At 33.7% G+C, this 15,501-nt stretch carries 14 protein-coding genes and 3 riboswitches; all 14 genes read left to right on the top strand.

The genetic code is table 11. From position 1 onward, the window contains the following. Positions 1-78: 78 nt before the first annotated feature. The 14 genes from OCV48_RS03780 (at position 79) to OCV48_RS03720 (ending at position 15,318) form a co-directional block, all read left to right on the top strand. Positions 79-1,158: a carbamoyl phosphate synthase small subunit gene (locus tag OCV48_RS03780; RefSeq protein WP_147591205.1), complete on the top strand. Its 1,080-nt coding sequence runs from the start codon at positions 79-81 to the stop codon at positions 1,156-1,158. Beyond that, on the top strand, positions 1,151-4,357 hold the full coding sequence (carB, locus tag OCV48_RS03775) for a carbamoyl-phosphate synthase large subunit (RefSeq protein WP_147591204.1): 3,207 nt from the start codon (positions 1,151-1,153) through the stop codon (positions 4,355-4,357). Before OCV48_RS03780 ends, carB begins: the two co-directional genes overlap by 8 nt. 174 nt (positions 4,358-4,531) lie before the next feature. Continuing rightward, positions 4,532-4,639, top strand: coding sequence for a hypothetical protein (locus OCV48_RS13955; protein WP_317246808.1), 108 nt, complete (start codon positions 4,532-4,534; stop codon positions 4,637-4,639). Position 4,640: 1 nt separating this feature from the next. Continuing rightward, positions 4,641-5,069, top strand: coding sequence for a GNAT family N-acetyltransferase (locus OCV48_RS03770; protein WP_021983557.1), 429 nt, complete (start codon positions 4,641-4,643; stop codon positions 5,067-5,069). Positions 5,070-5,087: 18 nt separating this feature from the next. Beyond that, the gene (locus tag OCV48_RS03765; RefSeq protein ID WP_262558877.1) at positions 5,088-5,756 is read left to right on the top strand and encodes a histidine phosphatase family protein; all 669 of its coding nucleotides are present in this window, start codon (positions 5,088-5,090) and stop codon (positions 5,754-5,756) included. A 175-nt stretch (positions 5,757-5,931) separates the two neighbouring features. Beyond that, on the top strand, positions 5,932-7,851 hold the full coding sequence (locus tag OCV48_RS03760) for a DNA gyrase/topoisomerase IV subunit B (RefSeq protein ID WP_147591203.1): 1,920 nt from the start codon (positions 5,932-5,934) through the stop codon (positions 7,849-7,851). A 22-nt stretch (positions 7,852-7,873) separates the two neighbouring features. After that, complete coding sequence (locus OCV48_RS03755) at positions 7,874-10,495, top strand: DNA gyrase/topoisomerase IV subunit A (RefSeq protein WP_262558874.1); 2,622 nt, start codon at positions 7,874-7,876, stop codon at positions 10,493-10,495. Between the two features lie 359 nt (positions 10,496-10,854). After that, a riboswitch (cyclic di-GMP riboswitch) is annotated at positions 10,855-10,971 on the top strand. Positions 10,972-11,083: 112 nt separating this feature from the next. Further along, a complete protein-coding gene (locus OCV48_RS03750; RefSeq protein WP_147591202.1) occupies positions 11,084-11,854 on the top strand; it encodes a hypothetical protein in 771 nt (256 codons plus the stop codon). Next, complete coding sequence (locus OCV48_RS03745; protein WP_147591201.1) at positions 11,841-12,413, top strand: Mbeg1-like protein; 573 nt, start codon at positions 11,841-11,843, stop codon at positions 12,411-12,413. Before OCV48_RS03750 ends, OCV48_RS03745 begins: the two co-directional genes overlap by 14 nt. 50 nt (positions 12,414-12,463) lie before the next feature. Next, positions 12,464-12,579, top strand: a riboswitch (cyclic di-GMP riboswitch). A 111-nt stretch (positions 12,580-12,690) separates the two neighbouring features. Continuing rightward, positions 12,691-13,455, top strand: coding sequence for a hypothetical protein (locus tag OCV48_RS03740; protein ID WP_147591200.1), 765 nt, complete (start codon positions 12,691-12,693; stop codon positions 13,453-13,455). Continuing rightward, complete coding sequence (locus tag OCV48_RS03735) at positions 13,442-13,612, top strand: hypothetical protein (RefSeq protein WP_262558872.1); 171 nt, start codon at positions 13,442-13,444, stop codon at positions 13,610-13,612. Before OCV48_RS03740 ends, OCV48_RS03735 begins: the two co-directional genes overlap by 14 nt. Further along, on the top strand, positions 13,588-14,001 hold the full coding sequence (locus OCV48_RS03730; RefSeq protein WP_147591199.1) for a DUF2974 domain-containing protein: 414 nt from the start codon (positions 13,588-13,590) through the stop codon (positions 13,999-14,001). The genes OCV48_RS03735 and OCV48_RS03730 overlap by 25 nt, the downstream gene beginning before the upstream one ends. 48 nt (positions 14,002-14,049) lie before the next feature. Further along, a riboswitch (cyclic di-GMP riboswitch) is annotated at positions 14,050-14,165 on the top strand. A 110-nt stretch (positions 14,166-14,275) separates the two neighbouring features. After that, positions 14,276-14,695 (top strand): hypothetical protein, encoded by a 420-nt coding sequence (locus tag OCV48_RS03725; RefSeq protein ID WP_147591198.1) that lies wholly within the window; start codon positions 14,276-14,278, stop codon positions 14,693-14,695. A gap of 494 nt (positions 14,696-15,189) precedes the next feature. Continuing rightward, the gene (locus OCV48_RS03720; RefSeq protein WP_262558870.1) at positions 15,190-15,318 is read left to right on the top strand and encodes a hypothetical protein; all 129 of its coding nucleotides are present in this window, start codon (positions 15,190-15,192) and stop codon (positions 15,316-15,318) included. Positions 15,319-15,501: the final 183 nt, after the last annotated feature.

Below are 15,501 nucleotides of genomic sequence, written 5' to 3'. Positions count from 1 at the left end.
TAGTTATATTATTGTATAATCTTTACAATTTGAGAAAAAATCAGACACCACCTACACAAGAAAGGACGGGTTACATTCATGAAAGCTTTTCTAATACTTGAAGACGGTACAGTTTTTACCGGCATTTCTATTGGTTCTACTAAGGAAATTATCAGTGAGATAGTTTTTAACACATCTATGACTGGTTATTTAGAGGTTCTTACAGATCCATCATACGCAGGACAGGCAGTAGTTATGACATATCCATTAATAGGTAATTATGGAATCTGCCATGCAGATATGGAATCATTAAAACCATGGCCTGACGGATATATTGTTCGTGAATTATCAAGATTACCAAGTAACTTCAGAAGTGAAGATTCTATCCAGCATTTTCTTGAAGAAAATGATATTCCGGGAATTGCAGGAATTGATACAAGAGCACTTACAAAGATACTTAGAGAAAAAGGTACAATGAACGGAATGATTACTACAAACGAGAATTATAATCTCGATGAAATACTTCCTAAACTTAAAGAATATACACCAACAGGTGTTGTTAAAAAAGTTACATGTGCTGGTAAATCAGAGCTTAAAGGCGATGGATATAAAGTTGCATTAATGGACTTCGGTGCAAAGAACAACATTGCACGTTCACTTAACGAAAGAGGTTGTGATGTGACAATTTATCCTGCATTTACAACAGCAGAAGAAATAATTGCTTCTAATCCTGATGGAATTATGTTATCAAACGGACCGGGAGATCCAAAGGAATGTGTAAGCATTATAGAAGAACTTAAGAAATTATATAATTCAGATATTCCTATATTTGCAATTTGTCTTGGACATCAGCTTATGGCACTTGCAACAGGTGCAGATACACATAAGATGAAATATGGACACAGAGGAGGAAACCATCCTGTTAAAGATTTAAAATCAGGCAAGGTATATATCTCTTCACAGAATCATGGTTATGTTGTTGACAGCGAGACAATTAATCCTGAAATTGCGGAAGTAGGATTTATAAATGTTAACGATAAAACTGTAGAAGGTTTAAGATATAAGAATAAGAACATTTTCACAGTTCAGTTCCATCCGGAAGCTTGTCCCGGACCACAGGATTCAAACTTATTGTTTGATGAATTTATAGAGATGATGGGAGGAAAAAAGAATGCCTAAGAATCCGAATATTAAAAAAGTATTAGTTATTGGTTCAGGTCCTATAGTAATAGGTCAGGCGGCAGAATTTGACTATGCAGGTACACAGGCATGCCGTTCTCTTAAAGAAGAGGGTATCGAAGTTGTACTTCTTAACTCTAACCCTGCTACAATAATGACAGATAAAGATATTGCAGATAAAGTATATATCGAACCATTAACAGTTAAAGTTGTTGAGAAACTTATTGAGATAGAAAAACCAGACAGTATTCTTCCTACACTTGGTGGACAGGCGGCACTTAACCTTGCAATGGAACTTGCTGAAGCAGGGTTCTTAGATACACATAATTGTAAACTCATTGGTACAACTCCTGAGACAATCAAGAAAGCAGAAGACCGTCTTGAATTCAAAGAGACAATGGAGAAAATCAATGAGCCTTGCGCACCATCATTAGTAGTAGAGAATGTAGAAGATGGTGTGGCATTTACGAATAAGATTGGTTATCCGGTAGTTTTACGTCCAGCATATACATTAGGAGGAAGCGGCGGTGGTATCGCTCATAACTATCAGGAATTAGTAGATATTCTTTCTAACGGTTTACGACTTAGCCGAGTAGGACAGGTTCTTGTAGAGAGATGTATCGCAGGCTGGAAAGAAATCGAATACGAAGTAATGCGAGACAGTGCAGGTAACTGTATTACAGTATGTAATATGGAAAATATTGACCCTGTCGGAGTTCATACAGGTGACAGTATCGTTGTAGCTCCATCACAGACATTAGGTGATAAAGAGTACCAGATGCTTCGTTCATCAGCACTTAACATCATAAGTGAATTAAATATAACAGGTGGTTGTAACGTTCAGTACGCATTACACCCAACAAGTTTTGAATATTGTGTAATTGAGGTAAACCCTAGAGTAAGCCGTTCATCAGCATTAGCATCTAAGGCAACAGGTTATCCAATTGCGAAAGTTGCTGCAAAGATTGCTCTTGGTTATACGCTTGATGAAATTAAGAATGCAATTACAGGTAAAACATATGCAAGTTTTGAGCCAACACTTGACTATTGTGTAGTTAAGATTCCAAGACTTCCATTTGATAAATTCATTACAGCTAAACGTACTCTTACAACACAGATGAAAGCAACAGGTGAAGTAATGAGTATCTGTACTAACTTCGAGGGAGCACTTATGAAAGCTATCCGTTCACTCGAACAGCACGTAGAAAGCCTTCTTGACTATGACTTTACAGGCTTAAGTGATGATGAATTAAGAGACCAGTTAAATGTTGTAGACGACAGAAGAATCTGGGTAATAGCAGAAGCATTAAGAAGAGGTTTCGATTATGATACAATCCATGATGCAACTAAGATTGATATGTGGTTTATAGATAAAATCGCAATCATTGTTGAGATGGAGAAGGCACTTAAGACAGAAGAACTTACAGAAGATTTATTAAGAGAAGCTAAGAGGATTGAATTCCCTGATAAATTAGTAGCTAAACTTACAGGCAAGACTGAAAAAGAGATACACGATTTAAGAATGAAATATAATATCGTAGCAGCATTTAAGATGGTTGATACTTGTGCAGCCGAATTTGAGGCAACTACACCATATTATTATTCATGCTTTGGCAGTGAGAATGAAGTAATAGAGACTAAACCTGATAAGAAGATATTAGTTCTTGGTTCAGGCCCTATAAGAATCGGACAGGGTATCGAATTCGACTTCTGTTCAGTTCATAGTACATGGGCATTTAAAGAAGAGGGTTACGAGACAATTATCGTAAATAATAACCCTGAGACAGTTAGTACAGACTTTGATATCGCAGATAAGCTTTATTTTGAGCCACTTACACCGGAAGATGTAAGAAATATCGTTGATTTAGAGAAGCCTGATGGTGCAGTAGTACAGTTCGGTGGACAGACCGCTATTAAGTTAACTGAGAGTCTTATGGAAATGGGCGTACCTATTCTTGGTACAAAAGCTGAGGACGTAGATGCAGCAGAAGATAGAGAGTTATTTGACCAGATTCTTCAGCAGTGTAAGATTCCAAGAGCAGCAGGTGGTACAGTTTATACAGCAGAAGAAGCTAAAGAAGTAGCTAACAGATTAGGATATCCTGTACTTGTCAGACCATCATACGTTCTTGGTGGACAGGGTATGCAGATTGCCACATGCGATGAGGAAATCGAAGAATTTATGGCAATCATTAATAGAATCGCCCAGGATCATCCAATTCTTGTAGATAAATACCTTATGGGTAAAGAGATAGAAGTAGATGCAGTATGTGACGGACAGGATATTTTAATTCCTGGTATAATGGAACATATTGAAAGGGCCGGAGTACATTCAGGTGATAGTATTTCTGTATATCCTGCACAGTCATTATCAGATGAGATTATTGACAGAATCGAAGAATATACAAAGAGACTTGCAAGAGCACTTCATGTTCATGGTATGATTAACATTCAGTTCATCGTATATCATGATGAAGTATATGTAATCGAAGTTAACCCTCGTTCGAGTAGAACAGTTCCATATATAAGCAAGGTTACAGGTATTCCGATTGTTAAACTTGCTACGAAAGCAATAATTGGTAAGACAATTAAAGAACTTGGATATGAACCTGGTTTACAGAAGAAAGCAGATTATATCGCAATTAAGATGCCTGTATTCTCATTCGAGAAAATCAGAGGTGCTGAAATAAGCCTTGGACCAGAGATGAAATCAACAGGTGAGTGCCTTGGTATAGCTAAGACATTTGATGAGGCATTATATAAAGCATTCTTAGGCGCAGGTGTTAATCTTCCAAAACATAAGAAAGTTATTATTACTGTAAATGATGCAGATAAACATGATGCTATTTCAATTGGACAGAGATTCGAAAAATTAGGTTACGAAGTATATGCAACACGCAGTACAGCCAAGGTACTTCAGCAGAATGGTGTAAATGCCATAAAAGTTAATAAATTATCACAGGAATCACCAACAGTAATCGATTTATTATTAGAGCATAAAATCGATATCGTTGTAGATACACCAACACAGGGTCGTGATAAGACAAGAGATGGTTTCTTAATCAGACGTATATCTATTGAAACAGGTGTTAACTGCTTTACATCACTTGATACAGTTAATGCATTATTAACAAGTTTAGAGAGCAACGTTAAAGATAACTTAACATTAATTGATATAGCAACAGTTAATACAAGATAGTTAAAAATAAGATTTTATATGAAATAATCATAGCAAAAACACACTAAATAAAGCGGTACATATTGCATATGCAATATGTATTGCTTTATTTTTAGTTAAATGATAAAATGATAAAAGTGCGAAAATGCAACAAATACGGCGTAATCAGACGGATTTAGGAAGCTAAGTAGTAATGTGGATACATCGACAGAGGGCATCTATGAAATAACATATTCGGTTAATGATTTAATCAGATGTAATGCAACTAAGACAATAAATGTTGTCGTGAAAGGTAGCGAATAAAATGGTAGAACTAAAAGAAAATAAACTCGATATTGATACATATTTGGCCTTAAGAGAATCGGTAAACTGGAAAGTGCTAAGTTATGAACAAGCGAAAAGGGCATTAGAACACAGCCTGTTTACAGTTGTGGCATTGGATGGCAACAGACCGATTGGAATGGGAAGAATAGTTGGTGATGGTGTAGTAATAGATTATATACAGGATTTAGTAGTAAGACCTGACTGTCAGAAGAGTGGCGTTGGAAGAATGATAATTGAACGACTTATACAGTATGTGAAAGAAACTAAATTAGAAAATACAGAGATAATGTTATGTCTTATGTGTGCAAAAGGCAGAGAAAAATTCTATGAGAAATTCAATTTTATCGCCCGTCCGACGGATAGTTTAGGACCTGGAATGATACAATATATTTCTGATAAACATAACTAAGAATGGAGGTTTGTCAGTTTGAGTAAAATCATACATATATATTTAATAAGACATGCCAGACAGAATAGTCCGCTTTGTAACGTGAATGTTCCACTTGCAGATGAAGGAATAGTTCAAAGTGAATTAGTCGGAGAAAGATTAAAGGCATACAATATTGATAAAGTATATTCAAGTAATCTTATAAGAGCTAAGATGACGGCAGCTATAATCAGAGAGAAATTAGGACTTCCGTCAGATGATAATGGCAAATATGAAAGAATTGGACTTAGAGAAACTGATTTTGGAGAGCTTACAGCATTGCCAGATGAAGTTATTAAGGTTAAGTATAAGGATTATTTTAATCGACGTGAATATGCTGTTTCAGATTTAAGGATACCTGGCGGTGAAAACGGCGAAGAAGTATATGAGAGAATGAATAAAGAGATTGAAGAGATAATAAATGAAGCAATTTCTGGTAATTATGGTAATGTGGCAGTAGTAACCCATGGTGGTGCTATCAGATGTTATCTTGCAGGGTTATTAGGCATGCCATTTGGAAAGCGTTTCACGATAGCTAAGACTATGGAGAACTGCTCGATAACACAGATTAATTATAATACCGAACTTAAGAATTATAGCGTGGAACGTATTAATGACTATGCACATTTAGATGGACATAGGGAATTACTAAGAGAAACATTTAAATAAATTTATCAAAAAACGGAGAAGGGCGGAAGAATTGTGCCGATGCGCCAATTCTTCCACCCAGCTAAATGTGTCGCAGGCGGCACATTTAGCGTTTATCGCCGGGCAAAATCTGATATTTTGCCCGCGGTTCCTCCGGCATAATATGCCTGCGGAAATGGAGAAGTGTGAAAAGAATATGTCAGCAGAGGTAACGAAAAAATATGATGCGAACAGCATTTCCATATTAGAGGGTCTTGAAGCTGTAAGAAAAAGACCGGGAATGTATATCGGAAGTGTTTCAACAAAGGGATTAAATCATTTAATATACGAGATAGTAGATAACTCAGTAGATGAGCATTTAGCAGGATATTGTAACGAGATAACAGTTACACTTGAGAAAGACGGAACAGCCATAATTAAGGATAATGGACGAGGTATTCCTGTCGGTATTAATGAGAAAGCGGGAATTCCTGCGGTTGAAGTAGTATTTACAATACTTCATGCCGGAGGTAAATTCGGTGATGGAGGATATAAGATATCGGGAGGACTTCATGGTGTAGGTGCTTCTGTTGTAAATGCATTATCAGAATGGTTAGAGGTTAACATAAGAGTTGATGGAAAGGTATATAACCAGAGATATGAGAGAGGTAAAGTAATGTATCCTCTTAAAGAAGTCGGAACCTGCAGAAAGAATGATACAGGAACAACGGTACAGTTCAAACCTGATGCAGAGATATTTGAAAAGACATATTTCAAGGCAGATGCCATAAAGAGCCGACTGCATGAAACAGCCTATCTCAATCCTAATCTTAAGATTGTATTTATAAATAAGAGATTTTCAGAGGAAGAGACAGTAGAGTTTCATGAGCCTGATGGAATTAAGGAATATGTTAAGGACCTAAATAATGGCAAAGATGCACTTACAGATGTTATATATTTCAAGAGAGAAAGAGACGGAATAGAGATAGAGACTGCGTTCCAGTTCGTAGACGAATTTCAGGAAAATATCTTAGGTTTCTGTAATAATATCTATACACAGGAGGGTGGTACACATCTTACAGGTTTCAAGACGAAATTCACAACTGTAATAAACCAGTATGCAAGAGAGCTAGGAATACTTAAGGACAAGGATAATAATTTCACAGGTTCAGACGTAAGAAATGGAATGACCGCAGTAATAGCAATTAAGCACCCGGACCCAAGATTCGAGGGACAGACTAAGACGAAGTTAGATAATCCTGATGCAGGAAAAGTAGCGGGCGAACTTACAGGAGAAGAATTAGTATTATATTTCGATAAGAACTTAGAGACACTTAAGCAGGTAATAGCATGTGCCGAGAAATCAGCAAAAATCAGAAAAGCTGAAGAAAAGGCTAAAACTAACCTGTTAGTTAAACAGAAGTTCTCGATAGACAGTAATGGTAAATTAGCTACCTGCGAGAGCAGAAAGCCTGAAGAATGTGAGGTATTCATAGTAGAGGGTGATTCTGCCGGAGGTTCAGCGAAAATGGCAAGAAACCGTAAGACACAGGCGATTATGCCTATACGTGGTAAGATATTAAATGTTGAGAAAGCCAGTATGGATAAGGTACTTGCAAATGCTGAGATTAAAACCATGATTAATGCATTTGGCTGTGGTTTCTCCGAAGGCTATGGAAATGATTTCGATATAAGTAAATTAAGATATAATAAGATAATCATTATGACCGATGCCGATGTCGATGGCGCTCATATTGATACATTATTGCTTACATTTTTCTATAGATTTATGCCGGAATTAATAACACATGGACATGTATACATTGCCATGCCACCATTATATAAAGTAGTTCCTAAAAAGGGCGAGGGCGAATATCTGTATGATGATAAAGCACTTGAGAAATACAGAAAGACACATACAGGATTCACATTACAGAGATATAAAGGTCTTGGTGAAATGGATGCTGACCAGTTATGGGAGACTACTCTTAATCCTGAGACAAGAATTCTTAAACAGGTAGAGATAGAAGATGGCTTTATGGCATCAGAGGTTACGAGTATGCTTATGGGAAATGATGTACCACCAAGAAGAAAATTCATTCACGACCATGCTCATGATGCAGAAATAGACGTATAGAAGAATGGAGGTAAATTGACAGATGGCAGAACAGATTTTGAAAACAGAATATTCAGACCTTATGCAGAAATCATATATAGATTATGCTATGAGCGTTATATGTCAGAGAGCATTACCAGACATTCGTGACGGTCTTAAGCCGGTTCAGAGGCGTGTATTATATGCAATGGACCAGTTAGGTCTTAATTATGACAAACCACATAGAAAATCAGCACGTATTGTCGGTGATACCATGGGTAAATACCATCCACATGGTGACAGTTCGATATATGAAGCATTAGTTGTATTAGAGCAGGACTTCAAAAAAGGAATGGCACTTGTAGACGGACATGGTAACTTCGGCTCAATAGAGGGCGATGGTGCCGCTGCAATGCGTTATACGGAAGCTAAGCTTAAGAAGTTTACACAAGATGTATATCTTAAGGATTTAGATAAAGATGTAGTTGATTTTGTACCAAACTTCGATGAGACAGAGAAAGAGCCTGAGGTACTTCCAGTCAGGGTTCCTAATGTACTTATAAACGGTGCAGAGGGTATTGCAGTAGGTATGACAACAAGTATTCCTACACATAATTTGGCAGAAGTAGTAGATGCTGTTGTGGCATATTTAGATAACAATAATATTACTACAGAAGAATTAATGCAGTACGTTCAGGGACCTGATTTTCCAACAGGCGGATTGGTTGTTAATAAGAGCGAGCTTCCTGAAATATATGAAACAGGAACAGGTAAGATTAAACTTCGTGGTAAAGTGGAATTCGAAAAGGCTGAGAAGAAATCAGACAGGGATAAATTAGTCATAAGTGAGATTCCATACACGATGATTGGTGCAAATATTGGTAAATTTATTTCTGATGTATGCGACCTTATTGAAACGAAAAAGACACAGGATATAGTAGATATATCTAATGAATCAACTAAAGAGGGTATAAGAATTGTCCTCGAATTAAAGAAGAATGCAGATGTAGAGAAATTAACAAATCTCTTATATAAAAAGACAAGATTAGAAGATACTTTCGGTGTAAATATGTTAGCTATCGTAGATGGCAGACCAGAAGTGTTAGGACTTAAAGGAATTATAGAGAACAGCGTTAAATTCCAATATGAGATTCAGACCAGAAAATATACTACACTTTTAGCTAAAGAACTAGAGCAGAAAGAGATTAAAGAGGGACTCATAAGAGCCTGCGACATCATTGATCTTATAATTGAGATTCTAAGAGGAAGTAACAGCATTAAAGATGCTAAGAATTGTCTGGTTAATGGTGATACAAGCAAGATTAAATTCAAGAATAAAGAGTCAGCAGTCTATGCAGGTAATCTTAATTTCACAGAGAAACAGGCACAGGCAATACTTGATTTACGTCTCTATAAGCTGATTGGTTTAGAAATCTTAGCATTACAGAAAGACTATGAAAATATAGTAAACAGAATAGCTGATTACGAAGAGATACTTAATAACCGTAAGGCAATGAGTAAGGTAATCAGAAAAGAACTTCTAGAAATCAAGAAAGAATATGCAGTACCAAGAAAGACTGTAGTAGAGGACGGTAAGGAAGCTGTAGTCGAAGAAGTTAAGCTTGTAGAGCAGGAAGTCGTATTCCTTATGGACAGATTCGGATATGCTAAAACGATTGACACAACAGCATATGACAGAAATAAGGAAGCCGCCGACAAAGAGAATAAATATGTATTCAGATGTATGAATACGGATAAAATCTGTATTTTCACAGATAACGGTAATCTTCATCAGGTAAAAGTAATAGATATACCATTTGTCAGATTCAGAGATAAGGGAACACCGATTGATAATCTGGGTAATTATGACAGCAAAGATGAGAATATTATATTTATTACGGATACTTCGAAAATGGCGGAACGAAAGTTGTTATTTACTACTAAGACAGGTATGATGAAACTCGTTGACAGCAGCGAATTCAATGTTACTAAGAAAACAGTAATGGCAACTAAGTTAGGTGCAGGAGACTTACTTGTAAATGTCGCTATAACTGACGCAGTTACGGCAGCAGTCATTAAAGATGGAATCTCACAGGCAGGTTATGAAAATGCATATAATCCTGTTGCGTTATCCGGTGGTTCAGATGATATGGGAGAATTTAACGGATTAGATAATGATTTAGGCGGCGGCTTCAATGATGACTTTAATAATGGTTTTGGAGATGACTTCAGTGGTGGATTCGGAGACGACTTCACAGGAGGTTATGGAGACAATTTCACACAAATGAGTTTCATGGATAATCTTGATAATCAGAACTCATCAGATACAGCTTCATCAAAAGAAAATTTATCAGAAACGGATGTAAATGGCAATTCTAATCCTGATAGCAATACAGGTGAAAATGGTAGCACAGGCAATGAGCCTTCGGAAGAAATACTGACTAACGAAATGGTAGTGCTTCAGACTGAAAAAGGAATGTTCCTGAGATTCTCATTAAAGGAGATACCTGAGAAGAAGAAAGGTGCTATCGGTGTCAAGGGAATAAAACTTAATGCAGGTGACAGCGTGTCAAATGTATATGTGCTAGATGCAGGCGACAATATGATTGTGAATTATAATGATAAAGAAGTGGCTTTAAGAAAGTTAAAGACTCTAAAACGTGGGGCAAAAGGAACAAGGAAGTAAAAGATATACACATGATGAAGTGTTTGCAAAACTAAGGGGCTAAGGGTGACAGTTAATGATTAATACTAATTATCAACTTAGATATTTGACATAATTCTTGATATATGATGTGAATAATTCCACATCATATATCAAGAATGAGTTATCTAACTCTAAAGTTGCAAATGATTTGAATTAATAATTGAAATGATATTAAATGGGTGGTTCTGATAACTACCCATTTATAATTTAAAAGATGTTTGTTAAGCTGCAAATATAAGTTTATTAATATAATTTGTGATAACCAATATATTAGAAACTGTGAAGAATAGAAAAATGTTGAAAAAAGTAAGTTAATAAATTATACTGTAAATGTAAAAAGAGATAGAGGGCAAACATACAGAAATGTATGGACGCAAAGCCAGGAGTCTACGGGTAGTTATTGAGGAAAGTAAGTTGTTAGTATAATAAATACCTAAGATAGTTCGGTTGCATAACGTATTCGTTATGCTTTTTTTAATTTTAAAATAAAAAGCATAAAAGAAGTAAAGGAGGGCAGAAGATATTAATACAAAAGAAAAGGAAAATAAATATTATAGGAGGAAATGAATGAAAAAGATAAAAAAATGTATGATAGCAATAGTTGTATTTGCAACGGTAATTATAAATTCTACAGGTTGTGAAAGTAAGCCGATTATGGATGAGGATAAGTGTGCAGAATTGGCATTGGAATATATGAAAAATAAATATCAGAAAGATTTTGAACTTGTTAGTAGCGTACAGAATAAGAAAGTTATTGGTAGAAAAGGCTACGCTACAGTTAGAGTGCTTACAGATGAAGAAAAAAAATATCGTGTTATAGTGTATCCAGATGGTGAAGAAGATACAGATAAAGATGGATATTATGATTCATATAAAGTAATATCAGACGATTATATGTGTAAATTAGTGGAAGAAAATGTGAAAGTTGAGTTAGATTATATAATTAACAAGGCAGGTTTAAAACAATTTATTAGCAATGTGTATGTGGATGAGATATGTAGAATAGATGGTTTCTGTGGGTTCGCAAGCGATTTTTATATAGAAAATGGAAATGATAATTTGGACGCTTTATTGAATAATAAGCAAGTATATATAATATATAAAATTGAGGTACCTGAAAGTGAATTTAATATAGGTTATGAAGAGAGTATTACTGAAATATTAAAACCTAAAATATCAGAAGATGTTATTTCTGTCTACATTGAATCATATCCAGAGAAAATATATTTAGAAAGAGAAAAAATATATAAGGAAAATGGATACGAAAAACTTAATATGCTAAAAGGAACAGATGAAATAGATTTTTTTATAGAGGAGGAAACAAATGAGTCTAAGTAATGAACAGTTATTATATTTATCGGCATTAGCATACTATAATGTTGATGGTAAAAAAAATGTTAAAGATATTGTAAAGATAATAGAGGAGAAGAAATATACAACTTGCTTTGATGGAGTAGCTGGATATACAGATAAAGAGCTTGGAATGAATAAAATTATATCATTTATAGAAAATGACAGTGAATTAATGAAATTGCAAATGGTATATCCTAGTGGTAGTGATAATACTACATCATCAGTATGTTTTGTAAATACAGAAACATCAGAAGTTTATGTTGTATATTGTGGAAATTATATAGCAGGAAATTATGAATATAAAGATGAAGATGGAAACATTAATAGTAATTCTACATGGATTAGTAATATGAAAGGGGCAGTTGAGTGTGATACAGTAGAGCAAAAACTTGCAGTAGAGTTTTATAATAATGCTATAAGTGCTGCCAGAAATGTATTAAATAATGTGGATGGAGATATAGATATAACTGTATGTGGACACTCGACAGGTGGAAATCAGGCACAGTATGTGACAATTGCGTATGAAAAGAAGTATTGGAAATGAAAAAAATGTTGAAAAAAGTAAGTTAATAAATTATACTGTAAAAGTAAAAGAGAGATAAAGGGCAAACATACAGAAATGTATGGACGCAAAGCCAGGAGTCTACGGGTAGTTATTGAGGAAAGAAAGTTGTTAGAATAATAATACCTAAGATAGTCAGGTTGCATAACGTATTCGTTATGCTTTTTTTATTTTAAAATAAAAAGCATAAAAGAAGTAAAAGAGGGCAGAAGATATTAATACAAAAGAAAAGGAAAATAAATATTATAGGAGGAAATGAATGAAAAAGATAAAAAAAAGTATGTTACTATTGATAGTATTTGTAACAGTAATTATAAGTTCTACAAGTTGTAAGAAAAAAGTATATATAGATGTAGACAAGTGTGCAGAAGTGGCACTGGAATATATGAAAACTAAATATAATGAAGATTTTGAAGTTGTATATAAGCATGAAGTCAGAAGAGTTTTTGGAAGTGCAGGATATGTAGAAGTAGATGTAAGAATTAAAGGAAAAGAAAAAGAATATTGTGTGATAGTATATCCGGATAAAAAAAATGATAAGGCTTATGTTTCATATAAAGTAGTATCAGATGATTATATGTGTGAATTGGTAAAACAGAATGTGAAATTAGAATTAGATAACATAATAAAAGAAATGGGAATTAATAGATTTATTAGTGAGATATATGTTGATGAAATAGGTGAAGTAAAAGGATTTCATGGCTTTTCAAGTGATTTCTATATTAATGAAGAAAATAATACGCTACAGGGACTATTAGATAATAGATGTATAGATATAAGTTATATTATAGAAGTACCAGAAAGTGAATTTAATAGTTCATATAAGAATAGTATTACGGAATTATTATATAGTAAAATATCAGGCGATATTATATCAGTTTATATAAAGGCATATTCTGAGGATACGTATACAGAAAGAGAAAATGTGTATAAGGAAAAAGGATATGAACAGCTTAATGACTTGATAACATTAGAAGATATGTATATTTTAATAAAGGAGGAGGAAACAAATGAGTCTAAGTAATGAACAGTTATTATATTTATTAGCATTAACATATTACAATATTGATACTTTAGATGTGAGTAATAAAAACGTTAAAAGTATTATAAATGATATAAAGAAAGTTGAAAAAACAACATGTTTTGATGGGATAGAATGGATAAAATTATATCATTTATAGAAAATGATAGTGAGTTAATGAATTTACAACTGATATATCCTGACAAAAAAGATACTACTACATCATCAGTTTGCTTTATTAATAAGGACACATCAGAAGTATACGTAGTTTTTTGTGGAAATTATATTGATAGTCCCTATATAGTAAGAGATGATGATGGGAAACAGATAAATATAAGTGAATGGACAGAAAATGTTAAAGGTTTATGTGTATCAGATACGGAGTTGCAAAAAAGAGAATTAAAATTTTATGAAGATGCTATTAATGCGGCAAGAAAAGAATTGAATAATATTGATGGAGACATAGATATAACTGTATGTGGACATTCAACAGGTGAAAATCAGGCACAGTATGTGACGATTGTGTATGAAAAGAAGTATTGGAAATGAAAAAATGTTGAAAAAAGTAAGTTAATAAATTATACTGTAAAAGTAAAAAGAGATAGAGGGCAAACATACAGAAATGTATGGACGCAAAGCCAGGAGTCTACGGGTAGTTATTGAGGAAAGAAAGTTGTTAGAATAATAATACCTAAGATAGTTCGGTTGCATAACGTATTCGTTATGCTTTTTTATTTTAAAATAAAAAGCATAAAAGGTGTAAATGAGGGCAGAAGATATTAATACAAAAGAAAAGGAAAATAAATATTATAGGAGGAAATGAATGAAAAAGATAAAAAAATGTATGATGGCAATAGTCGTATTTGCAACGATAATTATAAATTCTACAGGTTGTGAAAGTAAGCCGATTATGGATGAGGATAAGTGTGCAGAAGTGGCATTGGAATATATGAAAAATAAATATCAGAAAGATTTTGAACTTGTTAGTAGCGTACAGAATAAGAAAGTTATTGGTAGAAAAGGATATGTTACAGTTAGAGTGATTACAGATGAAGAAAAAGAATATTGCGTGATGGTATATCCTGATGGAGATGAAGATACAGATAAAGATGGATATTATGATTCATATAAAGTTGGCGTAGATGATTATATGTGTACTTTAGTAGAAGATAATATAAAATATGATTTAGATGAGGTGATTAAAAAATTGGAATTAAACAATTCATCAGTGGAGTTTATGTAAGAGAATTAACTGGCTATGAAAATGCAATCGGGTTTTCGAGCGATTTTTATTTAAATGAAGAGAATAATACATTAGTAGGTTTATTAAAGAGTAATGATGTAAAAATATCTTATAATATTGAAATTCCACAATGTGAATTTAGTACAAATTTAGAAGATGAGATAACTGGTGAATTAAAAAAATATATATCTGAGGATATAATTTATGTAAATATTGATTCTTATGATGAAAATACATATTCATTAAGAAAAAAAATATATGAAGAATTTGGCTATGATAAGCTGGGTGTTTTAGTAGGAATAGATAATATTTCTTTTTTTATAGAGGAGGAAACAAATGAGTCTAAGTAATGAACAGTTATTATATTTATCGGCGTTAGCATACTATAATGTTGATGGTAAAAAAATGTTAAAGATATTGTAAAGATAATAGAGGAGAAGAAATATACAACTTGCTTTGATGGAGTAGCTGGATATACAGATAAAGAACTTGGAATGGATAAAATTATATCATTTATAGAAAATGATAGTGAGTTAATGAAATTGCAAATGGTATATCCTAGTGGTAGTGATAATACTACATCATCAGTATGTTTTGTAAATACAGAAACGTCAGAAGTTTAAGTTGTATATTGCGGCAATTATATAGATAGTCCTTATGAGTATAAAGATGAAGATGGAAACATTAATAGTAATTCTACATGGATTAGTAATATGAAATGGGCAGTTGAGTGTGATACAGTAGAGCAAAAACTTGCAGTAGAGTTTTATAATAATGCTATAAGTGCTGCCAGAAATGTATTAAAT

The sequence above is a fragment of the Bovifimicola ammoniilytica genome (assembly GCF_025567085.1).
Classification (GTDB): Bacteria; Bacillota; Clostridia; order Lachnospirales; family Lachnospiraceae; genus Bovifimicola; species Bovifimicola ammoniilytica.
The sequence above is the reverse complement of the archived record's forward strand: the minus strand, read 5'-3'. Positions and strand labels throughout refer to the sequence as shown.